At 52.0% G+C, this 23,134-nt stretch carries 21 protein-coding genes; 4 read left to right on the forward strand and 17 right to left on the reverse strand.

Features of this window, described 5'->3' with window-relative positions; genetic code table 11:
- Positions 1-12: 12 nt before the first annotated feature.
- The 7 genes from CHU32_RS02445 to CHU32_RS02475 all read right to left on the reverse strand — a co-directional run bounded on the left by CHU32_RS02445 (position 13) and on the right by CHU32_RS02475 (position 7,761).
- Positions 13-831, reverse strand: coding sequence for a PTS system mannose/fructose/sorbose family transporter subunit IID (locus tag CHU32_RS02445; protein WP_103676423.1), 819 nt, complete (start codon positions 829-831; stop codon positions 13-15).
- 7 nt (positions 832-838) lie between these two features.
- The gene (locus CHU32_RS02450) at positions 839-1,576 is read right to left on the reverse strand and encodes a PTS mannose/fructose/sorbose/N-acetylgalactosamine transporter subunit IIC (RefSeq protein WP_103676424.1); all 738 of its coding nucleotides are present in this window, start codon (positions 1,574-1,576) and stop codon (positions 839-841) included.
- Between the two features lie 2 nt (positions 1,577-1,578).
- Complete coding sequence (locus CHU32_RS02455) at positions 1,579-2,076, reverse strand: PTS sugar transporter subunit IIB (RefSeq protein ID WP_103676425.1); 498 nt, start codon at positions 2,074-2,076, stop codon at positions 1,579-1,581.
- Positions 2,069-2,491, reverse strand: a complete 423-nt coding sequence (locus CHU32_RS02460; RefSeq protein ID WP_103676426.1) for a PTS sugar transporter subunit IIA — start codon at positions 2,489-2,491, stop codon at positions 2,069-2,071. Before CHU32_RS02460 ends, CHU32_RS02455 begins: the two co-directional genes overlap by 8 nt.
- A 24-nt stretch (positions 2,492-2,515) precedes the next feature.
- Positions 2,516-3,322: a sorbitol-6-phosphate dehydrogenase subunit gene (locus CHU32_RS02465; protein WP_103676427.1), complete on the reverse strand. Its 807-nt coding sequence runs from the start codon at positions 3,320-3,322 to the stop codon at positions 2,516-2,518.
- Between the two features lie 112 nt (positions 3,323-3,434).
- Positions 3,435-6,041: a sigma 54-interacting transcriptional regulator gene (locus CHU32_RS02470; RefSeq protein WP_103676428.1), complete on the reverse strand. Its 2,607-nt coding sequence runs from the start codon at positions 6,039-6,041 to the stop codon at positions 3,435-3,437.
- Between the two features lie 127 nt (positions 6,042-6,168).
- A complete protein-coding gene (locus tag CHU32_RS02475; RefSeq protein ID WP_103676429.1) occupies positions 6,169-7,761 on the reverse strand; it encodes an ABC transporter substrate-binding protein in 1,593 nt (530 codons plus the stop codon).
- Between the two features lie 118 nt (positions 7,762-7,879).
- Between CHU32_RS02475 and pepT the strand changes: the two genes are divergently transcribed.
- Positions 7,880-9,109: a peptidase T gene (pepT, locus tag CHU32_RS02480; RefSeq protein WP_103676430.1), complete on the forward strand. Its 1,230-nt coding sequence runs from the start codon at positions 7,880-7,882 to the stop codon at positions 9,107-9,109.
- Here the strand turns inward: pepT and tehB are convergent.
- A complete protein-coding gene (gene tehB / locus CHU32_RS02485) occupies positions 9,106-9,702 on the reverse strand; it encodes a tellurite resistance methyltransferase TehB (RefSeq protein ID WP_103676431.1) in 597 nt (198 codons plus the stop codon). The genes pepT and tehB overlap by 4 nt on opposite strands.
- A gap of 114 nt (positions 9,703-9,816) precedes the next feature.
- Between tehB and ydcK the strand changes: the two genes are divergently transcribed.
- Positions 9,817-10,797, forward strand: coding sequence for a YdcK family protein (ydcK, locus tag CHU32_RS02490; protein WP_103676432.1), 981 nt, complete (start codon positions 9,817-9,819; stop codon positions 10,795-10,797).
- Here ydcK and rimL read toward each other — a convergent pair.
- From rimL to hglS, 3 genes are all read right to left on the reverse strand, one after another.
- On the reverse strand, positions 10,789-11,346 hold the full coding sequence (gene rimL, locus CHU32_RS02495; RefSeq protein WP_103676433.1) for a 50S ribosomal protein L7/L12-serine acetyltransferase: 558 nt from the start codon (positions 11,344-11,346) through the stop codon (positions 10,789-10,791). The genes ydcK and rimL overlap by 9 nt on opposite strands.
- Before the next feature lie 46 nt (positions 11,347-11,392).
- The gene (locus tag CHU32_RS02500) at positions 11,393-13,048 is read right to left on the reverse strand and encodes a glucan biosynthesis protein D (protein WP_103676434.1); all 1,656 of its coding nucleotides are present in this window, start codon (positions 13,046-13,048) and stop codon (positions 11,393-11,395) included.
- 216 nt (positions 13,049-13,264) lie between these two features.
- Positions 13,265-14,608 carry a 2-oxoadipate dioxygenase/decarboxylase HglS gene (gene hglS, locus CHU32_RS02505; RefSeq protein WP_103676435.1) on the reverse strand — a complete coding sequence of 448 codons (1,344 nt, stop codon included), beginning with the start codon at positions 14,606-14,608 and terminating at the stop codon, positions 13,265-13,267.
- 322 nt (positions 14,609-14,930) lie between these two features.
- Here hglS and CHU32_RS02510 point away from each other — a divergent pair, with 322 nt between their 5' ends.
- Positions 14,931-15,854: a LysR substrate-binding domain-containing protein gene (locus CHU32_RS02510; RefSeq protein ID WP_103676436.1), complete on the forward strand. Its 924-nt coding sequence runs from the start codon at positions 14,931-14,933 to the stop codon at positions 15,852-15,854.
- Between the two features lie 124 nt (positions 15,855-15,978).
- Here CHU32_RS02510 and CHU32_RS02515 read toward each other — a convergent pair whose 3' ends face one another.
- The 5 genes from CHU32_RS02515 to cybB form a co-directional block, all read right to left on the reverse strand.
- A complete protein-coding gene (locus tag CHU32_RS02515) occupies positions 15,979-17,667 on the reverse strand; it encodes a methyl-accepting chemotaxis protein (RefSeq protein WP_103750775.1) in 1,689 nt (562 codons plus the stop codon).
- Between the two features lie 152 nt (positions 17,668-17,819).
- Positions 17,820-18,938 (reverse strand): S-(hydroxymethyl)glutathione dehydrogenase/class III alcohol dehydrogenase, encoded by a 1,119-nt coding sequence (locus CHU32_RS02520; RefSeq protein ID WP_103676438.1) that lies wholly within the window; start codon positions 18,936-18,938, stop codon positions 17,820-17,822.
- Positions 18,939-18,970: 32 nt separating this feature from the next.
- The gene (locus tag CHU32_RS02525; protein WP_103676439.1) at positions 18,971-19,246 is read right to left on the reverse strand and encodes a metal/formaldehyde-sensitive transcriptional repressor; all 276 of its coding nucleotides are present in this window, start codon (positions 19,244-19,246) and stop codon (positions 18,971-18,973) included.
- Positions 19,247-19,436: 190 nt separating this feature from the next.
- Positions 19,437-19,637: a hypothetical protein gene (locus tag CHU32_RS02530; protein WP_103676440.1), complete on the reverse strand. Its 201-nt coding sequence runs from the start codon at positions 19,635-19,637 to the stop codon at positions 19,437-19,439.
- Positions 19,638-19,818: 181 nt separating this feature from the next.
- Positions 19,819-20,349, reverse strand: a complete 531-nt coding sequence (gene cybB, locus CHU32_RS02535; RefSeq protein WP_103676441.1) for a cytochrome b561 — start codon at positions 20,347-20,349, stop codon at positions 19,819-19,821.
- A gap of 189 nt (positions 20,350-20,538) precedes the next feature.
- Between cybB and CHU32_RS02540 the strand changes: the two genes are divergently transcribed.
- Positions 20,539-21,471 carry an alpha/beta hydrolase gene (locus CHU32_RS02540; protein WP_103676442.1) on the forward strand — a complete coding sequence of 311 codons (933 nt, stop codon included), beginning with the start codon at positions 20,539-20,541 and terminating at the stop codon, positions 21,469-21,471.
- Between the two features lie 153 nt (positions 21,472-21,624).
- On the opposite strand, the gene aldA is transcribed toward CHU32_RS02540, so the two are convergent.
- Positions 21,625-23,064 carry an aldehyde dehydrogenase gene (aldA, locus tag CHU32_RS02545; protein WP_103676443.1) on the reverse strand — a complete coding sequence of 480 codons (1,440 nt, stop codon included), beginning with the start codon at positions 23,062-23,064 and terminating at the stop codon, positions 21,625-21,627.
- Positions 23,065-23,134 lie beyond the last annotated feature (70 nt).

Raw genomic sequence — 23,134 nt, forward strand, 5'->3', positions numbered from 1 at the left:
GCTTACGCTCCTTTAAAATAACCCAACAAGAGACCCAATAATTGAAACAGCAATAATTAATACCATAATGATGGTAAAGTTCTGGTTACGCTTGAGCAACCACCAGTAAATACCAAACACGGCCAGTAACGGTAAGATACCGGGTACAATATTGTCGATGACCTGCTGAAGGACAAAGGGTTTATTCTGTGAACCAAAACTGAATTCCAGTGGCGTACTGAGCTTCACGTAGGTGGACGAAAGCGCGCCCATCATAAATAGCCCCAGCGTGCTTGCACCGGTGATAAGCGTACGAATGTGGCCTGAATGGAGGATCTCTCGAATTGACGCCTGCCCAGCACGATAGCCATACGCCGCCAGTTTTCGCCCGACGACGATCTGTATCAGCGGCAGCAAAAGCAGGAAAAATGCCCCCAGTACACTGCCGTTGGTCGATAGCGTTACCGCCAGCCCGAAAATAATCGGCTTAAGTGTCGCCCAGTCGATGGAGTCTCCTATCCCGGCCATCGGCCCCATCAGACCAGTTTTAATCCCGGTGATGGTATCGTCATCAATATCCGCGCCGCGCGCTTTTTGCTCTTCCATCGCAATAACAATACCGTTTATCGGTGCACCGTAAACTGCTTCGGTGTTATAGAAGACCAGGTGCCGCTTGATGGCCTGTTTTAAATCTTCCGGGTCCGGATACAGTTTTTGCAGAATGGGCAGGATCGCGGTGGTAAAACCCAGCGCCTGTAAACGTTCATAAGAAATGCCCATTTCTGCCACAATGTAGTAATAGAGCCAGCTATTTTTGACGTCTTTTTCAGTAATCAATTTGGTTTCCATCATCGGCTCCTTATGCGTCTCTATGATTCTGGTAATACGAAATAAGCAGCACTGCACTCAGGCCGAAAATAGCCGCGCCGAAAACCGGGATGCCGCTGAACTGAACGAGGAAATAACCGATAAAAAACCATGGCAGCAGCGCTTTCTTGCCGATAACAAAAATAGTCAGCGCAAAGCCGAGCGCGGGTAACAATCCTCCCGCCACGCTGAAACCATGAATCAGCCATTCGGGAACGCTGGCCAGAAAAGTATTAATGCTATCTTTACCGTACATATTGGCAAGGAACGGTACCGGGAAGCGGATAAAGAAGCCTAATACCGTTGGCCAGACAACCGCACAGAGTTTTATTTGCCGGACGTTTCCCTCCTCCGCGTACTTATCCGCCATGTGCACGAACACAGCATTAACCGTTTTACGGAACTGATCGAGAAACACGCCCATCACGCCGACTGGCACCGCGATAGCAATCGCCAGCGTCGGTGACAGGCCGGTATTGAGTGCCAGTGGGATTGCGATGAGGCCAGCCAGGCAATCGTCCGCCGGTAAGTTGGACCCGGCTGCCACCAGACCAATATAGAGGATCTGGATCGCCGCGCCGATAATCACAGCCTGAGTCACATCGCCCATGATTAAGCCGATAATGACGGAAGAAAATAAAGGCTGGCGTATAGCATGGGTAATGGCGTAGCCGATATCAGTTTTACAAATCCAGTACCAGATACCTGTGAAAATTGCGATTTCAACCATGATTATCCCTCCAGTCGGGCAATGGCTTTATCCAGCGTTAATCTGACCTCTTCAGGCGTGACCTGAAAATACACTTCGGCCCCCCGTTCCTGTATAAACTTTAAATCCTGCAAATCTTGATCGTCGATAGAAATACCGTTGACAACACTACGCCGATTAACGCCTCCGCCCAGCCCACCGATTTGTACTGCCGGGAAGTTAACCTCCTGTTCAACCAGATGGCGCAAATTACCAATTGATTTAAATAACACCAGGACGTTGCTTTTACCATTACTGTACTCGCCGGCGTGTATGCCCTTAAGAAAATCATCTTGTGACAGAACGTGTACCGCGACGCCCGGCGGTGCAGCCATTACATAGATATCGGCTAAGAAACTGTCTTTAGATAGTTTATCGTCAACAATAACAATTTCGGTGGCTGCAATAATATTTCGCCATTTTGTTATAACCTGACCATGAATAAGGCGAAAGTCGATTCGAACCAGTTTTATATTATTCATACTCTCTACCATGGGTTAATGAGGTAATGTTTATAATGCTGTCGTTTCCGGCAGCGATAATCTTTGCGATAAGATCCTCAAAAGCGACATCATAACGTTGCATTTCTGCTTCAATTAGCATCGGCAAATTCATGCCACAAATGACCTGATAACGTTTTTGTTTAGCGAATATGGTTGCCACATTGGACGGCGTACCCGCATAAATATCGGTGAAAATAACCACATTTTGTGGTGCATCATGGAGTAGTTCAGTAACATTCTCCAGCAGTTGCTCAGGAGCCATACCCGGCTCCAGAGAAAAACAGTAAATGTTATCAACTTTTCCTAAGATCATCTCACAGCTGTTTACCAGTTCCTTGCCAAAATTACCGTGTGAGATAACCACCAGCCAGGGCGGCATTATTTTCTGATCCATAAAATAATCCTGAAAAAAATAGGGTTAACCGCGAGACTTTCCTCCGGTAATATTAATCGTCGTTCCGGTGATATAACTGGCCTGATCCGATGCCAGCCATATCACCAGATCGGCGATTTCCGTCAGTCGTCCCGGTCGCCCCAGAGGGATTTTATGACTGTAATCCTCATCAATATCCGTGACGGCCACGCCACGGGTGTAGGCCAGGGCTTTGCGGTGCGCCATGTTGCCCATAGGTGTTGGCTCGTTAATACCAGGCGCAACCCCTACGACACGAATGCCGAATGCGCCCAGTTCTTTCGCCCATGAAAGCGTAAACCCATGCACCGCCGCTTTGGTGGCCGCATAGCAGCTCTGCCCTTTGGACCCTTCAATGCCCGCTTCAGAAAGAATGTTAATGATGACGCCAGACTTTTGTACAATCATCTGACGAGCGCTTTCCTGCGCACAAATAAACGTCCCTTTTTGATTTATATTGATCATAAAATCGAAATCGTCATCGCTAAGTTCATATTCTGGTGCCTGCCCGTAATAATCGACCAGCAGTCGCGCACGATTGACCGCCGCGTTATTCACCAGGCCATCAATACGGCCATAACGCTGAACGACACCGTGCATCAGGCTGCGCACAGCATTGCGATCGGTGATATCACATAGTTGATAATCAACGCCTGCGACTTTCTGCTCTTCTGACGGGAGCTGTAAGTCGGCCACCACAACCTGGGCGTTATTTTGTGACAACCCTCCTACTATTTTTTCTCCAATGCCGGAACTGCCTCCGGTCACAATAATGATTTTCTGATTCAGTGAAATCCACTGTGTTGACGCCATCTGGTTTACCTCCGTTATGCAATAGCTACGAAGATTAATACAAATAGCGTGCCATTTTTATTTCCCTATATTAATCAGGAAGTTGTTTGTTGTGTGTATTCATGATTCGGGTTTAAACACTGTTATGATGGTTCTTCAACACTAACGTATCTTCAGACGCTACTGTGATCCAGGGTTCCATCAATTCATAAATCATTAATGCTTCGGTCGTCGTCAGCGTAATACGATATTTGGTAATAAGCGTACGAAATGCTTCCGGCACGAGCGCCATATAGGCATGCTGATGAGGCGTAAGCTCAAATTCGTCACGATGTGAAAGCCCGTCGTGGGTTAATAATCGCTCAATCATTGCCGCCAGATGCATGAAGAGATTAATACGCAAATAGCTCTCAAAGTGGATGCCATAGGTCAACTCAAAAAACTTCACCACGTTCTCCACTTCGTCGATAATAATACGTGGATTGAGGAAAGAAAGGTGGCCGGCCACACCTTCAAGGGTGAACAGAATGACAATTTCATCGATCATGCGCTGCATTTCCTGAATAGGCATGATTTGCGAAAAGTAATTTTTCCACAAAAGCTCAGGTTTTTCGCCGATCAGCTGGCGGGTGTTGATTTGGGGTAAGTATCCGGCATCTATTTCGGTCGTAGTGATTAACAATCGCGTGCCGTAAAGTGCACTATCCGCTTTGGAAATTTTCCATTTCAGATCGTCATATTCCATCGTTACGATATCAATGGACTCATCGCTAATATAGCGACGGGTAATCTCCTGTAATTGGCGGGCAACCCCTTCACCTGAGATACAGGAAATAATAATTTTATTCCCCTCGACAATGCCCGAATAGTAGCGGGCTTCTACCTCCCATGCGCCTTTGATATTGTCCACAATCTCCTTCATCGCCAGTTTGTGCTGGATTTTTCCGGCAATATCCAGTGCCATGGCAGTACTGACATTGTTCATCACTAACAGGTCACCCTGGATATGCAGTTTTATTTCGCTATAAATATCCTGTAGCGACCCCATATCCACCAGGATGATCATACCATTTTGTTCTTTAAGGCGAATAATCCACTCTTTTAACCGGGATATAATCCCTTTAGTATTCACCGACAGAGGCATATCAAATGCTTTCAGATAGAAGCCGCCGAGTAATTTATTGGCAGTACCTGCGATACTTGAGGCGGTGGAGGAGCCATGTGAGACAATGATTCCCTGAATTAATGGCTCCGGCTCTACCTGATGGCTGAAGATTGCGCTAAGCAAAGGCTCCATTAAACAAATTTGCGCGGGCGTAAAGTGCTTCTCAAACAGTGTGACACACTCCTGCGCCAGCAAGCGTGCACGTAGCGGCGCGTAGCCGGTTACCTCATTAAGGTATTTAACCCTCTCTTCCTCTACTGGCTCATTCAGCGACCATTGCAGACAGTGAAAAACCGCTTTTTCCATCACCGGTCCCACAGTAATACCCGTCAAATCGTTAAATTCCACCAGGCTATCTTTAGTGAGTTGCCAGAGGGTTCCCTGATAAAAACGATTGGCTGGCAGTCTTCCGGCCTGCTCTTCCAGCTTGCGAATAAATAACGGCACATTAGCGCTGCGGCAAAAATTCTCCAGCAGATTTTCATCTGGCCCGCTGTAGAACGAAGACAAAGAGGACATATCAGGCGCGTTATCAAGGGCGCTGAATGTCACCCGGTCTTTTTCGTTATGTCTGCCCGTCGGGCCATCAATGCAAATACCGGTCTGGTTTCGCCGCGCCCAGGCAGAAGCGCAAAGTACTTTAATATGATTTTTTAATTCGCCAATATTACCTTGCACCGGGGTGGCAATTAACTGGCGGATCAGGGCATTATCGACGTGAATGTCCTGACGAAACCGTCTGGTCTCGTGGGAGAAAAAGCTGGAGATCAGGGTAAGTTGCTCCATAAATGGCCGTGATTCCCATGAGGGCAACTGGATATTTACCGGAATACGGCGACGGAAGGTGGTCAGCAGGACATTCCCGGTATTTTCAGTGGTCGCAAAAACGAAACGTACGCGGGCCTTACAGGGCTGACTGTTATCACCGAGGCGGTAAAAATAGCCTTTATCCATAAACAAAAATAGCTTTTCCTGATTTTCCGCCGAGAGGCGATGCACTTCATCAAGAAACAAAAAACCGCCATCAGCATCATCAAGCAGGCCGGTTTTATGACGATCCGCACCGGTAAAGGCTCCCTTTACATAGCCAAAAAGTGTACCGGAAAGCAACTCCGGATTGTTGGCATAGTCGGCACAGTTCAGTTCAACCAGTCTTGCCCCGGTCGCCACCGCCCCGGTTTCACAGGCATATTGATGAAGCAATTGTGCCAGATAACTTTTCCCTACTCCGCTTTCGCCTGTCAACAAAACAGGCAACCCTCCCTCGGGGTAATTCACCGCCGCAACACAGAGTTCGACCGCCGTCTTAAGGCTGCCCATTGATCCGATGAGTGCGTTGAACGCCGTGGCGGTGTTTGATCTATCCTGCTCCAGACAGTGTTCAGTCAGCCAGAAACGAACCGGGCGTGTTGCCTCTTTGCGCAGATAACCGTCTTCGCAAAGTTGATTGAGATAAAGGCTGATAACGCTACGGCTGGCGGAGGTAAAGTTCTCGCAGTCCTGAGTTGTAAAACTGCACAGAGGCGTCCGCCATGTGGCATTGAGTTTATGATAAAGATCTTCTTTCGCTGACATAGTGCCCTCTTGAGTATCCTTAACCCTGTGGGCACCATGTTGCTAAAGCTGGCCCCGCGCAAGCAGCGAGCGATGTGAAACCAACCTGGCTCACATTTTCCACTGTCGCGCCGGCCAGACCTGAGCGTTACTTCATATCCACCTGATAAAAAATGTGTTTGCCAAACGGATCAATTTCATAGCCAGTCACCTCTTTGCGTACCGGTTCAAAAATAGTCGAGTGGGCGATCATGACCGCAGGCATTTGATCGTGCATCATCTGCTGCGCCTGTTTATACAACGCAGTGCGTTTTTCCTGATCGGTTATCACTTTGGCGTCGGCAATCAGCTTATCAAACGGCTTGTAGCACCATTTTGCCGAGTTTGACCCGCCATTGGCTGATGTGCAGGTAAACAGAGGGCCGAAGAAGTTATCCGGATCGCCGGTCGCAGTGGTCCAGCCCATCAACGCCGCCTGATGCTCGCCACTCTTCACACGCTGGAGGTATTCACCCCATTCATAGGTTACGATTTTGGCTTTAACGCCGACTTTTGCCCAGTCGGCCTGAATCATCTCCGCCATCCGTTTCGCGTTCGGATTATAAGGACGCTGCACCGGCATGGCCCATAAGTCGATGGTTGTTCCCTCCGGTAGCCCGGCCTCTTTCAGTAGCGCTTTCGCTTTTTGCGGATCGTAGTCGTAATCCTTCAGCTCGCTGTCGGCACTCCATACGCCGGGCGGCAGAAGGTTTTTGGCCGCCGTGCCGGTGCCGTGAAATACCGCCTCAATAATGGCTGGCTTATTGATCGCCAGCGCCAGTGCCTGCCGGACCTTAACGTTATCTAGTGGCGCTTTCTGGGTGTTAAAGGCGAGGAAACCGGTATTCAGCCCGGCTTTGCTCATCAGGTTGAGATCGTTATTGGCTTTCATGCGCTCTAAATCAGCAGGATTGGGGAACGGCATCACCTGACACTCGTTTTTCTCAAGCTTGGCGAAGCGTACTGAGGCGTCCGGGGTAATGCTGAACACCAGCCGATCCAGCTTCGCTTTTCCGCCCCAGTACTCCGGGAAGGCGGTGTACAAAATACGCGAATCTTTCTGATACTGCGCCAGCTTGAACGGCCCGGTGCCCACCGGCTCCATATCCACCCGCTCCGGCGTGCCCGCTTTCAGCATGCTATCGGCATATTCAGCAGACAGGATCGAGGCGAAATACCAGCCCAGGTCGGCAACAAACGGCGCTTCCGGGTGAGCGAGGTTAAAGCGCACCGTATAGTCATCCACTTTATCAATACGGGTAATCAGCGTGCCGAACTCCAGACTTTCAAAGTTAGAGTAGGTACCACCAGAAATCTTGTGATAAGGATTGTTGGGATCTTTCTGGCGCATAAACGAGAAAATCACGTCATCGGCGTTAAAATCGCGGGTTGGTTTAAAGTATTTATTGCTCTGAAACTTCACCCCCTTGCGCAAATGGAAGGTGTACGTTTTACCGTCCTCGCTGACATCCCAGCTTTCTGCCAGGCTCGGTATTAACTCGGTAGTACCCACCTTGAAATCCACCAGCCGGTTGTAGACTGGCACGGCGCTGGCATCCACGCTGGTGCCGGAAGTATAAAGCTGCGGGTTAAAATTTTCCGGCGATCCTTCCGAGCAATAAACCAGTGTTTTCGCCGCCACGGTTGAACTTACCGTTAACGCGGCAAGGGCCAGAGCAAGGGTTGAGAATTTGCTTTTCATCATTTTTTCCTGTTTTCTTGAACCAGAGGCGGATGACGTACGTGTCGTTTGCTGTCCCATAGATACCACTAAAAACACCTTGCAAGCACCTGATAACATAAATAAAGAAGGAAAAACCATGTCCTCGCCGTTAGCCAGTCAATTAACCCAACGCTTCTTTCGCTATCTTGCCATCAGCAGTCAGAGTGATGCGGCGGCAACCACTCTGCCGACAACCACCGGCCAACATGAGATGGCACGGGCGTTGGCAGCAGAGCTGACACAACTGGGGCTTGATGACATTGTTATTGATGAGCACGCCACGGTCACGGCAGTCAAAAAAGGCAATGTGCCCGGCGCGCCTCGCGTGGGCTTCATTACCCACATCGATACCGTGGACGTCGGGCTGTCACCGGATATTCATCCACAAATCCTGCGTTTTACTGGTGAAGATCTCTGCCTGAATGCACAGAAAGACATCTGGCTGCGGGTGGAGGAGCATCCGGAAATTAAGGCCTACCCCGGCGAAGAAATTATTTTCAGCGACGGCACCAGCGTGCTGGGTGCGGATAATAAAGCGGCGGTCACGGTGGTGATGACCGTGCTGGAGAATCTGACGGCGGAACAGCGACACGGTGATATTGTGGTGGCTTTCGTGCCTGACGAAGAGGTCGGTTTACGTGGGGCAAAGGCACTGGATTTGCAGCGTTTTGCGGTGGATTTCGCGTGGACTATCGACTGCTGCGAACTGGGTGAAGTGGTTTACGAGAATTTTAATGCAGCTTCCGCTGAGATCCGCTTTACCGGCGTGACGGCACATCCGATGTCGGCAAAAGGCGTTCTGGTCAATCCCCTGTTGATGGCCTGCGATTTTATCAACGAATTCGACCGTCTGGAGACGCCGGAGCATACCGCCGACCGCGAAGGTTATATCTGGTTCAACGGCATGGAAGCCGTGCAAAGTTATGCCGTAGTGCAGGCCAGCATCCGTGATTTCGATCTGCCCCGCTTTGAACAGCGCAAACAGCAAATTGGTGAGGTGGCGCGTCATATCGCCGAACGACATCCAAGTGCGAAGGTGGAGTACCATATTACTGATATCTACAGCAATATCAGCAATGCGATTGGCGAGGACCGCCGGGCAGTGGATTTGATTTTTGAGGCGATGAAGGATCTTGGTATTACGGCTAAACCCACGCCGATGCGCGGCGGTACAGATGGGGCGGCGCTTTCGGCGAAAGGATTACTGACCCCGAATTTCTTCACCGGTGCGCACAACTTCCACTCAAAGTTTGAGTTTTTACCGCTGAAGTCCTTCGAGGCCTCTTATCAGGTTGCGCGGCAACTATGCCTGCTGGCCGCGCGTTAAGCGGACTTACGCGCGAGCATGGTGGCAAAACGCAGCTTGATGCGATTACCACTGGCGTCGGTGCGATGCAGTTCACCGACGTCTTCGTTATATTTTATGAATTCCCAGCCAGCGTAGTAGTCACGCAGTTCGCCACGCCTGAACGCAAAAGGAAAGCCAACGGTACAGGGGTAATCGTCGGTATCCATCGCCGCCACGATAAGGTTATAGCCGCCGGGTACGGTACAGCGCTGCATGTTGGCAATCAGACCCGGGATCGTCTGCGCCTCAAGGAACATCATCACCACGGTCGAGAGAATAAAATCATACTCCCCTTCAAAACGCAGCGTGTTCAGATCCTGAATCGCAGGATGCAGGTTTTCCAGACCTTCTGCCGCCCGGATAGTTTCCAGCGTGTTGATGCTCATTGGGTTACGATCCCATGCGGTGACGTCATACCCATTTGCTGCCAGCCATAAACTGTTGCGTCCATTGCCGCAGCCTAAATCCAGCGTTTTACCCGGCGACATATGCGTTGCCGCTTCAACCACATCCGAATGCGTGCGAGTTAAGCCATATTTTTCAGTAAAGTAATTTTCGTCGCGTACCGTCATGATTTTTCCTGAGCGTTATAAGATGTATTTTTTATGCATTTTAAGAAAATCTGTTCTTAATAGCCAGTGCTATAACCTCTGCTACCTTTATCAAAGGTCTGTCGGGAGAAAAGCATGCAAAAATATCGCCTGCGCGAGGAAACTCGCCATTACAGCTATCAGGAAAATGGGGAAAACTGCCGCGTTACGCTTTATCAGATTGTCGCATTGCGGGACTTTGCGGATGTGATGGCGGGCGATGAAGGCGGCTGGATTGAGAGCGAGGCAGCGTTAAGCCAAACGGGCGATTGCTGGATTTACGACGTGAATAGCGTGGTATTTGCCGGAGCGAGGATAGAAGGCAACGCCCGCCTGACCCAGTGTTGTTGCATCAGCCACCGGGCGCAGATACGGGACAATGCCTGGCTGGATGCGGCACACGTCAGCGATAACGCCATCATAAGTGACAACGTCACTATCCAGAACTCCACTGTGCGCGGCGAATGCCTGATTCGCAACGATGCACGGGTGCTACACCATAGCGACATTATTGCCGTTCGCGGCCTGACGCTGGAACACGACCAGATCCTGCAAATCTATGATCGGGCCACTGTCAGCGCCTCCCGGATTGTTCATCAGGCGCAGATTTACGGCGATTCCATCATTAATCATGCATTTATTGAACACCGGGCCGAAGTGTTTGGGTTCGCGCTGCTTGAGGGGAATGAGGAAAATAACGTCTGGGTGTGCGATTGTGCCAAAGTATATGGCCATGCACGGCTGATTGCCGGAACGCAAGAAGATGCCATCCCGACGCTACGTTATAGCGCACAGGTAGCCGAAAAGGCAGTCGTCGAGGGCAACTGCGTGCTGAAGCACCATGTACTGATAGGCGGCGAAGCGTGGCTACGCGGCGGTCCGATCCTTATCGACGACAATGTGGTGATTCAGGGGCGCGCCAGAGTGAGTGGAGATGTTGTCATTGAGCATTTTATCGAGTTAACCGACGACGCGGTGATTGAAGCGGCAGCAGGCGATGTGCTCCACCTGCGCGATCACAAAGTGATTAACGGCACACAACATATCACCCGCACACCGCTGGTGGGGTTACTCTGAGAAGATACGGGCGTAGATATTCTGATCGTCATACGCGCCATTAAGATATTCAGCCTGCTTCAGGCATCCTTCAAGGCTAAAGCCATTACGCACCGCCAGCGCATTGCTGCTGGCATTATCGACCCGGCATTTTATGACGAAGCGGCGCAGCTCGCCGCGTTCAACGTAGTGTTGCATCAGAGCCTGTAGCGACCGGGAGACAATGCCCTGCCCCTGCGCATCTTCGTCCAGCCAGTAGCCAATATACGCCGTTTTATTTAACGGTTCGATCAGGTTAAAGGACAGCACGCCTATCAGAGCCTCGTGATGAAAAATCAGATACATTTTGGCGTATCCACGCTGATGCAGCATTACATTGCCCTGCACGGTTTGACGAGTGTCGGCCTCTTCATTCACAAACTGTGGCCAGTTCAGAGTTTGCTGCAACCAGGCTTTATTTTTCAGCGTAAGTTGATATAGCGGCGCAACGAAAATCTCATCGACGGCACGCAAACTGATGGCGTCATTAACCGGGATAATGTCTGGCGTGTTAACCGGACTGGCTTTCATAAGACCTCCTTAATGGCCGGACAGATTAACCGCCCGGCAATGTCAGCTAGCGCATCACGCGATCGTCTACGTAATTGCGTTTGTCTGCTGCTGGCGGAAAATATTGATACAGCCAGGTTTCACTGATCGCGTCGCCCTGGCAGCGCAGGAACAGGCGCATCTCCACCGGATCGGTGGCGTCAGATGTCGGATACCAGTCGAACAAAATACGATAACCGTCGAAAGGTTCGACGTAGAGGATTTCGACCTGTTTCGCCTCGCCGCTGGAGAGCGTGATCACCGGTTCAATACCTTTTGGCGCGGCCGCCTTCAAATCGCCGCCGACAAAATCAATGGCAAAACGGCGCGACCATTTCTCAGGAAAATGCTCACCCGGTGCCCATCCTTCCGGGAAAGAGCCCATTCCGGTTCGCGTTGCCATCACCCGGGCCAGCGGCGAGCGAACTGGTGGTTGGGCGCTCCAGTAAAGACGGTATTTAAAGTCCAGCTCGTCGCCTGCGCGGATCGCTTTTTCCGGCTGCCAGAAGCAAACAATGTTATCCAGCGTTTCGCCCGTCGTCGGGATTTCCATCAGGCTGACCGCCCCTTTCCCCCATTTACTGCGCGGCTCGACCCACAGGCTCGGACGTTTGTTGTACCAGCCCATGACATCCTGATAGTGTGAGAAATCACGGTCGAGTTGTAAAAGACCAAAGCCTTTCGGATTGTTATCGACAAAAGCGTTGAACTGCAATTTCTGTGGATTATTCAGCGGCCGACAAATCCACTCGCCGTTACCACGCCACATCGCCAGCCGGTCAGAGTCATGGATTTGTGGATGAATGGTGTCGCACATCCGGCGCTCATTGTTGCCGCAGCTAAACATACTGGTCATTGGCGCAATACCGAGTTGTTTAATGTCTTTGCGCGCATAGATATGGTTTTCCACATCCATAATGACCTGGCTTTCTTCGCAATGGATAACGAACTTATAGGCTCCGGTCACGCTGGCGCTGTCCAGCAGAGCGTAAACCGTGAACGTCGTCGCGCCCGGTTTGACGGTTTCAAACCAGAACGAGGTGAAATCCGGGAATTCTTCCGGTGTGTCAGTAAAGGTATCGACCGCCAGACCGCGTGCGGAGAGGCCATACTGGTAAGTGCTGTCTACCGCACGGAAATAGCTTGCGCCAAGGAAGGACACGATATCTCGCCGCGCCAGCTCCGGGGCTTTAAAGGCACGGAACCCGGCAAATCCCAGATCGGTCTGCCCTACCAGTTGCCGGGTATCAACGCCCGCATCGTTGTACTGGAACAGCTCGGGGCGAAAATGGATTTCCCGCGCATGCTGGGTGGCAGAATCCAGCGAAAACATGCGCACCCGACGGCGGAAGCCCATGCCAACGTGGAAAAACTGAACGTCCAGTTCACGACCTTCGACGTTATTCCATAAGGAATGCGCCGCATCATACTGGATACTGTTGTAAGCCTGCGGCGTCAGTGTCGCCAGGGTATTGGGTAACGGACGCGGCGCGCCAACCCACGGCTGTTTCGCCAGATTGCGGGCGTCTGACTGAAGGACGGAAAAGTCAAAAGGCCGGGTCTGGCCGTCGGCGATATCCGACTCCTCAGCGAAGGCTGCACGCGAGAACAGCGTCGAAATCCCGGAAGTGCCGTACACGGCGGCGACTGCCATAGTATTTTTAAGAAATCTTCTGCGATTCATGCCTGGAAAATCGTCCTTTAGTCAACAAATGGAGCCGCCCTTGCCGGTGACGGCAGCGCACCCGAAAGCGCCCACTTTAGACAAAATCCGTTAATAAACCAATTGTTGACGCTGGAAAAAATGCCTCAGGCAGCAAAAATTTTCTGTCGATGAGAGCAAACCGAATCATCGGTAAAGTTGTGTATAAAAAAGACCCTTTATTGTTAGCAAAATGCTTTACAGAAGCCCGCAACGCTTTTTACTACGGTCTTGCGCCTGTTGGTAAAGCGCGAATTCATCCATGACCGGGCAACCTAGCGCCTGTTCAAATGCCTGCCGCGAAGCGTTACCGTGGCGGTGCGCGTGGTTTTCATCCCCCAGGTTGGACTGAAAGATACCGGCGGCGCTGACGGGTAAAAAATCCTCGTAAATAATCGGCTGCGCGATTACCCAGCCTCGCTCAATCAATGGCTGCGGATCGTCACCGGGATGAATAGCGTTACGATGTGCCTCCCCCGAGGGCGTCAGTCGGTAGCGATAATAGGCCAGTCCCTGACGACGCAGTAAAACATCGCTATCGGGGAAGCCTTTAAAGACCTCCTGCAAATGGAGCTGATGCGTCAGATTATCCTTACCAATACCAGCTTCACCCAATAGCCGGTCATATAATTCACGGCCCTTCGGCGTCAGTGCCACGCCGCGTTGTTCAATTTCGCCAAAACGCGCGGTATGGGTTCCCTGATGGCTACCGGCAAACAGTACCGGCTCCTCCAGCGCTCTAAAACTGGTCTGGCGCAGTAAAATCGGCACCTCACGACGAGGCGGGCCTTCTATGAGCGTTTTGGGTTCAATGCCGCTGCCCGGCATTAGCGCCTGCACCCGATCAATATCCAGAGTACGCGGCGTAAGATGGTTGATGTGACAACCGGGAAAGCAGACCACATCGGCGATCAAACGGTGCTCGTTGTTCAGCGCATGATAGGTCTCTTCATCAACCGTGGCATGACGATGCCAGCGAAAGGTCTCTAGTGCTTCCTGTACAAATTCCTCACCTTCGGCCTGGGTAAACGCCCCCTGCTCATCAAACCTGTCAAGCAGAACCCGACAGCGCGGCGTAAAAATATCCCGGAGTGCGAGGGCTGATATCGCCCGTTCCCGCAGCTTTGTATCGTCAATCAGTTCAGGACGTAATAAAGAAGTGAAAATTCGAAACGGATTACGCGCCAGTGCTGCGTCATCAATCGGTCGAAACGCGGTTGAATGCACCGGAACTCCCGCCTGTGAAAGGTCGTAATAACCTACAGGAAACATCCCCATAACGGCGAACAGTCGGCGCAGCGTGCTGAGCTCATGGGCAGTACCGACGCGGATCGCACCGTGACGTTCAACATTTAATCGTGCCAGCTCATCCGCGTTCGCCAGGTGCTCATGCAGCGCCGGATTATTCTCCAGCACCGCCAGATTCACATCTGCCACCAGCTCCAGTAACGTGCCGTACTGAGGCACTTCCTGCTGGTACATGGCCGACATAGCCTGCGAAAATAGTTCCCGAATATCATCAGCCGTGATGGTGTTCGCCATGATGTCTGCCTCCAGTGAATACTCTCTGGAGTGTAGAGAAGCGCCTTCAAAACGGGGGGAAGAATTTACGAATTGTGATCGCCGCCGATCTTCCTGCGCGGCAGTGATTATTCACCTTTTATATGACCCCTGCTTATGAATAACACTGCAAATTTCACTTAAAATTAACTTACCTGGCCCCGCCATTTTGACAATAGGCTGATTTATGGGCTAATTAGTTGATAAACCACAAAACGAAAATGTTAATGAAATTTTGCTAGCAAGTTATCAAAATTAGATAACTCTACTTGTCACCCTGTCGCTCTGTTTTTAACATTCGTTTATGGAAAAAAATGGCCTTTTTAATCAGCGCATTCGCTTGCGTCACTTGCATACGTTCGTTGCCGTCGCCCAACAAGGGACGCTGGGGCGGGCGGCTGAAACGCTTAACCTCAGCCAGCCAGCACTGTCAAAAACGCTCAATGAACTTGAGCAACTGACGGGTGTGCGGCTTTTCGACCGTGGACGCCTGGGCGCACATCTTACACTGGTCGGCGAACAGTTTCTGACCCATGCCGTCAAGGTGCTGGACGCGCTGAACACTGCCGGGCAATCACTGAACCGCAAAGAGGGCGTGAATAATGATATTGTGCGCATCGGCGCGCTGCCTACGGCGGCGCTGGGCATATTACCGGCAGTGATCGGCCAATTTCATAAACAGCAAAAAGATATCACACTGCAGGTCGCCACGATGAGTAACCCGATGCTACTGGCGGCGCTAAAGTCCGGCGAGATTGATGTGGGTATCGGGCGTATGTCCGATCCTGAGTTGATGAGCGGACTGAACTACGAATTGTTGTTTCTTGAATCGCTAAAGCTGGTGGTGCGTCCCGATCACCCTCTGCTACAGGAAAATATTACCTTCAGCCGCGTACTCGAATGGCCGGTAGTGGTCACCCCCAGAGGAACCACTCCACGGCAGAATGCCGAGGACTTGTTGCTCAGCCAGGGTTGCAAAATGCCGGCAGGCTGCATCGAAACGCTCTCCGCCTCGCTTTCCCGACAGCTGACGGTGGATTACAACTACGTGTGGTTTGTGCCTTCCGGCGCGGTGAAAGATGATTTACGCGTCGGCTCGCTGGTTGCCTTGCCCGTGACCACTCAAGGCACTGGCGAACCTATCGGCATCTTAACCCGTATTGACGCCACGCTCTCAGCGGGGGCGCAAACATTGCTGAGTGCGATTCGTAAAACGTTGCCAGAGTGATTGCGTGGAAACATGCCTGGCGCTTGTACAAGCCTACAAATTACCAGTACGTTATTAATATAGATAGCTTGCAGGCCGGGTAAGGCGAAGCCGCCACCCGGCACAGCAGGCTACAGGCCAGCGCTTAAAACGTCTCCCAGTTATCTCCTGATGCCACTGCCGGGCGCTGTGGCGCGAACACCGGTGTCTGCACCGCTGGCGGGCGTTGTCCGGTGGCACCGTTATTCAGGCGGAAAGCGCCAACGGCTTCAGTCAAACGTGCTGCCTGTTCTTCAAGCGACGCTGCGGAGGCTGAGGCTTCTTCCACCAGCGAGGCGTTTTGTTGAGTGACATTGTCCATTTCACTGATTGCCTGGCTGACCTGCGTTATCCCCCGGCTTTGCTCATCGGACGCGGCGGCGATTTCGAGCATGATATCGGTCACACGCCTCACTGCCTCGACGATTTCTTTCATCGTGCCGCCTGCGGCGACCACTTCACCGGAGCCGCGCTCGATCAGCGTCACCGATTCGCTAATCAGCCCTTCAATCTCTTTTGCCGCCTGTGCACTGCGGCTGGCAAGGGTCCGGACTTCACTGGCCACGACCGCAAACCCTCGTCCCTGCTCACCCGCACGCGCCGCTTCCACCGCCGCATTTAGTGCCAGGATGTTGGTCTGGAACGCGATACTGTTAATGACGGCGGTAATTTCCGAGATTTTTTTCGAGCTGGCGGAGATATTCCCCATCGTCGTCACCACGCCCGAGACGATCTGTCCGCCCCGGCTGGCTTTGCCGGACGCATCTTCCGCCAGTTTACTGGCATGGTGCGCATTATCCGCATTCTGCTTCACCGTTGCGGTCAACTGCTCCATACTGGCAGCGGTCTGCTCGATCGCAGCAGCCTGCTCTTCAGTACGCGCTGAGAGGTCGGTGTTGCCCGCCGAGATTTCACTGGTCCCACGGTAGATTTCATCCGCACCCATGCGGACAGTGCCGACAGTACGGACCAGAGAATGCTGCATTTTTTGCAGATCGCGGCTCAAGTGTCCGATTTCGCTGCGGCCCGTGACTTCATCTGCCAGGGTCAAATCGCCTGCGGCGATGTTTTCGATACGCTGCGCGGCGCGCTGGAGCGGAGAAATGACCGTGCGACGCAGGACGACAAAGGTTAGTAAGGTGAGTATCAGCGCAATGGCAAATGCTGCCGCCATAAACACCATTCCCAGTTGGCTACGATCATGCGCCTGCTCTCGCAGACTATTCGCCCTTTCAGTACGTAACTGAATCGCCTTCAAGAGCACGGCGTTATAGGCTTCATCCAACGGACGAGCCTGTTCATTTTCATGATTAATAATGGCTTCAAACATGCCGTTTTTGGCAAATTTGAGCATCGGCTGCATGCCTTTGATGTAGTCAGAAAAACGGGCATTCAGCGCCTCGTCCAGCGCTTCATCAGCAGGGGTTTTAACCTCGCGGTTCATGTAAAGCGCAAAACCATCTTGCGATTGTTTGATGCGCTTTTCGGCTTCGGCAATATTGGCCTTCATCGCCTCCATTTCGGCGATGCGACTGGCCGCTCCGGCGTGGATCAGGTTGATACGCGCGGTGCGCAGATGATTCGCGCTGTTAGAAAGCCCCATTCGCACCTGAATTTCTTCGGTGACGTCCTTTTGATCGCGATCGGCCTGCATCAAAAAATAGCCGGCTAACCCTGCGCTCAGGGCGAATAAAACAAGGATGCCACCGAGGATGGTGGAGAACAGAGGAACCAGGCGGATATGATGTAAAAAACTCAGCTTTTGCGCAGGTTGCAGCGCTGTTTTATTGTCCATGGCTATCGACTCTCAGTGAAAGAAGCGTACAAACACGCCCGTCTGATAGTCATCGGCATTTAAGCGCAATTAATTACGGTGAAAAGCGGTACCTGGCTCACAGTTCATAACATTGGTAGATTTGCCAGCGGCAGGAACCGCTGGCAGATGAGTTATTTATCGCCAAAATGGATAACGGTACGGATTGATTTTCCCTGATGCATCAAATCAAAAGCGTCATTGATTTTATTTAGCGGCAAACGGTGCGTGATAAAAGGATCAAGTTTGATCTTGCCCGCCATCGCATCCTCAACCATACCCGGCAGTTGCGAACGTCCTTTCACGCCGCCAAAAGCGGACCCGCGCCATACACGGCCCGTCACTAACTGGAACGGACGTGTGCTGATCTCCTGACCCGCACCTGCCACGCCGATGATCACGCTCTCACCCCAGCCCTTATGGCAGCATTCCAGCGCCGCACGCATTACATTGACGTTGCCGATACATTCAAAGCTGAAATCGACCCCACCGTCGGTCATTTCCACGATCACCTCCTGAATGGGACGATCGTGCTCTTTCGGGTTAATAACGTCGGTTGCGCCCATTTCTTTGGCGAGGGTGAATTTGTCCGGATTGGTATCAATGGCAAGAATGCGCCCGGCTTTCGCCTGCACCGCGCCCTGAATGGCTGCAAGGCCGATGCCGCCGAGACCGAAAATGGCAACCGTATCACCTTCTTTGACTTTCGCCGTATTACGTACCGCGCCGATGCCGGTCGTCACGCCGCAGCCCAGCAGGCAGACTTTATCCAGCGGCGCTTCGGGATTAACTTTTGCCAGTGAAATCTCGGCACAAACGGTATATTCGCTGAAGGTACTGGTACCCATATAGTGATAAATCGGCTCACCATTGTAAGAGAAACGCGTCGTGCCATCCGGCATCAATCCTTTGCCCTGTGTGGCGCGGACCGCCTGACAGAGGTTCGTTTTTCCCGATTTACAGAACTTACACTCGCCACATTCTGCGGTATACAGCGGGATAACGTGATCGCCCGGTTTCAGACTGGTAACGCCCTCGCCCACTTCCACTACGATACCGCCGCCTTCATGACCGAGCACTGCCGGGAATACGCCTTCCGGATCGTCGCCCGAGAGCGTAAAGGCATCGGTATGACAGACACCCGTATGAGTAATTTTGATCAGGACTTCGCCTTTCTTCGGCGGCGCAACGTCGATTTCAACAATTTTTAGCGGCTGGCCCGGGCCAAACGCTACTGCTGCACGTGATTTCATATTTTCTCTTCTCTTGTTGCGATGTTAATCATTTATTTTAGATACGAACGCAGTAAATGGCCGATTTCTGCCATCCGTACTGCACGCTGATCGGACGTCGTTTCGCCACTGACCAGTTCGTCTTTGAGGTGAATTTCAACCATCTCGCCCATCAGGCCGTTAGCCGCACCGCGGATGGCTGCAATTTGTTGCAGGATGGCAATACAGGGCTCACCAGACTCCAGCGCCCTTTCCAGCGCGTCGACCTGACCACGGATGCGTCTGACACGCGTCAGTGCGCGTTTTTTATCTTCGGGTGACTGCGGCATGAAAAACTCCGTAAGGTACTATAGGGGGGTATAGTAACAAAACAGGTATACGCTTGCAAACCATGAGGGCCGCAACCCCTTGCATTCAGGCATAAAGGCGATCACGTCAAAAGTGGCAAGTAAGACGCCAGAAAAATGACGTCATAGTGACTGATCTGGCGAGGAGAACACTCAGGTAGTTAAGATAACGTCACATTCCCGGTGTCGGGCAGGATGCAGGCGCACCGGTGGAGTCGACACACGCACCGCCAGCGGTAGTGATTTTAGTGCCTGGCGCAGGTGCGGCATGTTCGGCAGCAGCAGGATCATCTGCCCGTGTGGCCTCCGTATAGGTGGTCTGTGAACAGCCTGTTAACACCAAAAGCACACCTGCCATTACGATTTTTTTCATCACTTCTCTCCCTAACTGAACAGAGACGACATACGCTAAGTGTGGCTGATGTTTACCCATTTTCCAGTCACCGCTGCGTTATAAGTGGCTGGCATGATAGATGTCTGTCAAACGTTGCCTGCATCGGCTTTGTACTCAGGCCAGAAAAAGCCCTGCGAATGCAGGGCCAGAAGAGACGGTATCACGAGCGCTTTTTCGGCATCATGCGTAACAGCGTATTATCTTTCCAGAAATAATGATGAAGCAGCGCAGCCAGCGCATGGAGCCCAATCACCCAGTAACCGAGTTTTGCCAGTAAAATATGGTAATCCTTTACCACGTCTACGACATCGAAGTTAGCCTGGGTCGCATAAGGCATGACGACGCCAAACGCCATCCACGGATGACCACGGTTATACATCATCACCAGACCCAGAATGGGTAGTGCGATGAACAGTAAATAAATCACCAGATGGCCCAGATGCGCCATACCGGTCATCATAGGTTTGGGTTTAGGTACAATCGCCGGCGTTTTATATTTCAGACGCAGCAGCAGGCGCGCCAGCATCAGGACCAGCACCGAAATGCCACAGGAGACATGCACCATGTTAAACCACAGCCGGGCGCTCCTTGGGGCCAGCCCGCGAAATTCCATTGCGCAGTAAGCCACTACAACTAACAGAAAGACCAGCCAGTGAATGGCAATTTGCACGCCGGAATACTTATTACTCATCAGAGTTTCCTGAATTATCAACAACAAGAAGCCAACATAGCGGGGTTTCGTTAAAAATTCATTACTTTTTAGCGGGTGAAGCTGATGAAAGTCAGGCAGTGAAACCGCAATGTACTTTGTCGACTGGCTTAACTTTTTTACCGTTGCGCTGTGCTATAACCTCCTTTTGTCCTTTGCAGGAGAAAAAGCATGCTTTCTATTCCCACAGAAGAACTGATCCCGTTGATGGCCGAAGCCACCCGCAGAGCGGCTACTTTTCCGGTCTGGCCTCAGGGTGACGCGCCGGGATCAGTGACCAGCAATGCACAATTTATTCTGGAAGAAAATCACACCGGTAATTCGGCGTTCGACCGCGCGGTCACCGGTGTTTGCGCCCCGCAGATCACGGTCTTTGCTCCCGCAGAACCGAACGGAACGGGCATTCTGGTCACACCGGGCGGGTCATATAAGCGCGTGGCAATAGATAAAGAAGGCAGCGCGTTGGCCCCTTTTTTTAACGCCCGCGGTTATACGCTGTTTGTGATGACCTACCGGATGCCTGACGACGGGCATGCTGAAGGCGCTAATGCACCGCTTGCAGATGTACAGCGTGCCATGCGTACGCTTCGCCACCGTGCGGCGCAATGGCAACTGGGGATCAACCGACTCGGCGTGCTGGGTTTTTCCGCCGGAGGCCATGTTGCCGCGAGCCTTGGCACGCGTTATGAGGAACAGGTTTATCCGTCATTGGATGAAATTGACGCGCTGTCGGCACGTCCGGATTTTATGGCGTTACTTTATCCGGTTATCACCATGCGCGATGAAATTGATCATCCGGGGTCGCGTCAGGCCCTTATTGGCCCTAATCCGGACGCGGCGCAGATAGCCCATTACTCGCTGGAGCAACGGGTCGATAAGCAAACGCCGCCCACGTTCCTGCTTCACGCGGTGGACGATCCGACGGTAAACATGGAAAACAGTCTGGTGATGTTTAATGCGTTACGTCAGCACGGCGTGCCGGTGGAGATGCATTTGTTTGAACAAGGCGGACACGGTTTCGGCATTCGTGATGCGCAGGGACTGCCAGTGTCTTGCTGGCCAGAACTTTTGATGGACTGGATTGAGAGTAAATCGTGGGCTTAGCGCTGGCGCGGCGTGTTTGCCGGGTAGCGGTTGCCACTTACCCGGCTTAAAATCAAGTGACTATCAATGCAGTGAAGATCAATCACAGGCCCGGCAAACGCTGCGCCGCCGGGTCTGCGCCAGCAGGGGATCGCTGGCAAATACACTAGCTCGTCAGGACTGCAAATAAACCACCTGGGTTTGCAGATACTCCTCCAGCCCGTGACGGCCATCGGCTCCACCAATACCGGATTTACGCCATCCGGCATGGAACCCCTGCATGGCTTCAAAGTTTTCACGATTAATATAGGTCTCACCAAACTTGAGCCCTTTAATGGCTTTCATCGCAGTATTAAGATTCTGGGTATAGACTGCCGACGTCAGGCCATAATCGCTGTCGTTGGCCATTGCCAGCGCCTCTTCAAGCGTGTCAAAAGCAATGACCGGCAGAACAGGCCCAAAGGTTTCTTCATGTACAATCGACATCTCCTGCTGAACATCAAGCAGCAGCGTCGGTGGGTAGAAGTAACCCTTACCTTCTCCAACCTTACCGCCCAGTATCACTTTTGCGCCCTCTTCAACCGCACGAGCCACTTTTTGCTGTACGCGCTCGAGCGCCGCGGCATTGATAAGCGGCCCCATGGCGATGTCATTACGTTTGCCGGGATCGCCATATTCCACGGCGCTGAGCGCCTCGCCAATCCGGCTGACAAAGCGATCGTATATGCCTTTCTGGACATATACGCGTTCGGCACAGTTACAGACCTGCCCGGTATTAATGACCCGCGAATCCACAATCGCCTTAACAGCCAATTCCAGATCGGCATCATCCATCACAATGGCTGGCGCTTTGCCCCCCAGCTCCAGGCAGACTTTCGTAATATTTTTTGCCGCAGCAGCCATAATTTTCTCGCCTGCGGTCACACTTCCGGTCATGCTAACCATTGCCACTTTAGGATTGCCCGCCAGCTCCTGTCCCACCGTTTCGCCGCGTCCAAGCACCAGGTTAAAGACGCCTTTCGGCAGCCCAATGTCATGAACGATTTGGGCAAAAGCGATGGCATTATTCGGCGTAAACTCGCTGGGTTTGATCACAATCGTGTTGCCAGTGATCAATGCCGGAGCCAGCTTGCGCGCAATAAGGAAAAACGGAAAGTTCCACGGCAGAATACCCGTCGTTACGCCGAGCGCTCGTTTGAAGACAAGAATATTTTCACCTGGACGATCGCTTTGCAGGATTTCACCTTCATAGCGACGTGCCCATTCAGCCATGTAATCGATATAGTCAGCGGTGAAGGAGACTTCCACTTCAGCAAGCTGCTGCGTTTTTCCGCCTTCCGCCACGATTAGCGCGCTGATTTCACCGGCGCGTGCGCGTATGCCCGCCGCGATTTTCTTTAACCAGCCAGCACGCTCAATAGCGGGTAACGCTTCCCAGGCTGGCTGCGCCCGGTGCGCCGCCTCTATCGCTTCGCTTGCCTGCCGGGCGCTACCATCCGGAATTCGGGATAACACTGCCTCGGTTGCCGGGTTAATGACATCGATCCAGTTTTCGCCCTGCCAGTCTGTGAACTGCCCATCAATATACATTGCGTGCTGCACGGGTGTTGTCATGACTACTCCTGTGATTGCATTGTTTTAAATAAGTAAATTCTTTGTTAAAAAACAATACAACTACAGAACG

Source organism: Superficieibacter electus (genome assembly GCF_002915575.1).
In the GTDB taxonomy this organism is placed as follows: Bacteria; Pseudomonadota; Gammaproteobacteria; order Enterobacterales; family Enterobacteriaceae; genus Superficieibacter; species Superficieibacter electus.

Coding starts and splice junctions, on each gene's coding strand:
- CHU32_RS02520 (WP_103676438.1), bottom strand. CDS start 18,938: ATGAAATCACGTGCAGCAGTAGCGTTTGGCCCGGGCCAGCCGCTAAAA.
- pepT (WP_103676430.1), top strand. CDS start 7,880: ATGTCCTCGCCGTTAGCCAGTCAATTAACCCAACGCTTCTTTCGCTAT.
- rimL (WP_103676433.1), bottom strand. CDS start 11,346: ATGAAAGCCAGTCCGGTTAACACGCCAGACATTATCCCGGTTAATGAC.
- CHU32_RS02525 (WP_103676439.1), bottom strand. CDS start 19,246: ATGCCGCAGTCACCCGAAGATAAAAAACGCGCACTGACGCGTGTCAGA.
- tehB (WP_103676431.1), bottom strand. CDS start 9,702: ATGACGGTACGCGACGAAAATTACTTTACTGAAAAATATGGCTTAACT.
- ydcK (WP_103676432.1), top strand. CDS start 9,817: ATGCAAAAATATCGCCTGCGCGAGGAAACTCGCCATTACAGCTATCAG.
- aldA (WP_103676443.1), bottom strand. CDS start 23,064: ATGACAACACCCGTGCAGCACGCAATGTATATTGATGGGCAGTTCACA.
- CHU32_RS02475 (WP_103676429.1), bottom strand. CDS start 7,761: ATGAAAAGCAAATTCTCAACCCTTGCTCTGGCCCTTGCCGCGTTAACG.
- CHU32_RS02515 (WP_103750775.1), bottom strand. CDS start 17,667: ATGGACAATAAAACAGCGCTGCAACCTGCGCAAAAGCTGAGTTTTTTA.
- CHU32_RS02530 (WP_103676440.1), bottom strand. CDS start 19,637: ATGAAAAAAATCGTAATGGCAGGTGTGCTTTTGGTGTTAACAGGCTGT.
- CHU32_RS02450 (WP_103676424.1), bottom strand. CDS start 1,576: ATGGTTGAAATCGCAATTTTCACAGGTATCTGGTACTGGATTTGTAAA.
- CHU32_RS02460 (WP_103676426.1), bottom strand. CDS start 2,491: ATGGATCAGAAAATAATGCCGCCCTGGCTGGTGGTTATCTCACACGGT.
- CHU32_RS02465 (WP_103676427.1), bottom strand. CDS start 3,322: ATGGCGTCAACACAGTGGATTTCACTGAATCAGAAAATCATTATTGTG.
- CHU32_RS02470 (WP_103676428.1), bottom strand. CDS start 6,041: ATGTCAGCGAAAGAAGATCTTTATCATAAACTCAATGCCACATGGCGG.
- CHU32_RS02540 (WP_103676442.1), top strand. CDS start 20,539: ATGCTTTCTATTCCCACAGAAGAACTGATCCCGTTGATGGCCGAAGCC.
- hglS (WP_103676435.1), bottom strand. CDS start 14,608: ATGGCGAACACCATCACGGCTGATGATATTCGGGAACTATTTTCGCAG.
- CHU32_RS02445 (WP_103676423.1), bottom strand. CDS start 831: ATGATGGAAACCAAATTGATTACTGAAAAAGACGTCAAAAATAGCTGG.
- CHU32_RS02455 (WP_103676425.1), bottom strand. CDS start 2,076: ATGAATAATATAAAACTGGTTCGAATCGACTTTCGCCTTATTCATGGT.
- CHU32_RS02510 (WP_103676436.1), top strand. CDS start 14,931: ATGGAAAAAAATGGCCTTTTTAATCAGCGCATTCGCTTGCGTCACTTG.
- cybB (WP_103676441.1), bottom strand. CDS start 20,349: ATGAGTAATAAGTATTCCGGCGTGCAAATTGCCATTCACTGGCTGGTC.
- CHU32_RS02500 (WP_103676434.1), bottom strand. CDS start 13,048: ATGAATCGCAGAAGATTTCTTAAAAATACTATGGCAGTCGCCGCCGTG.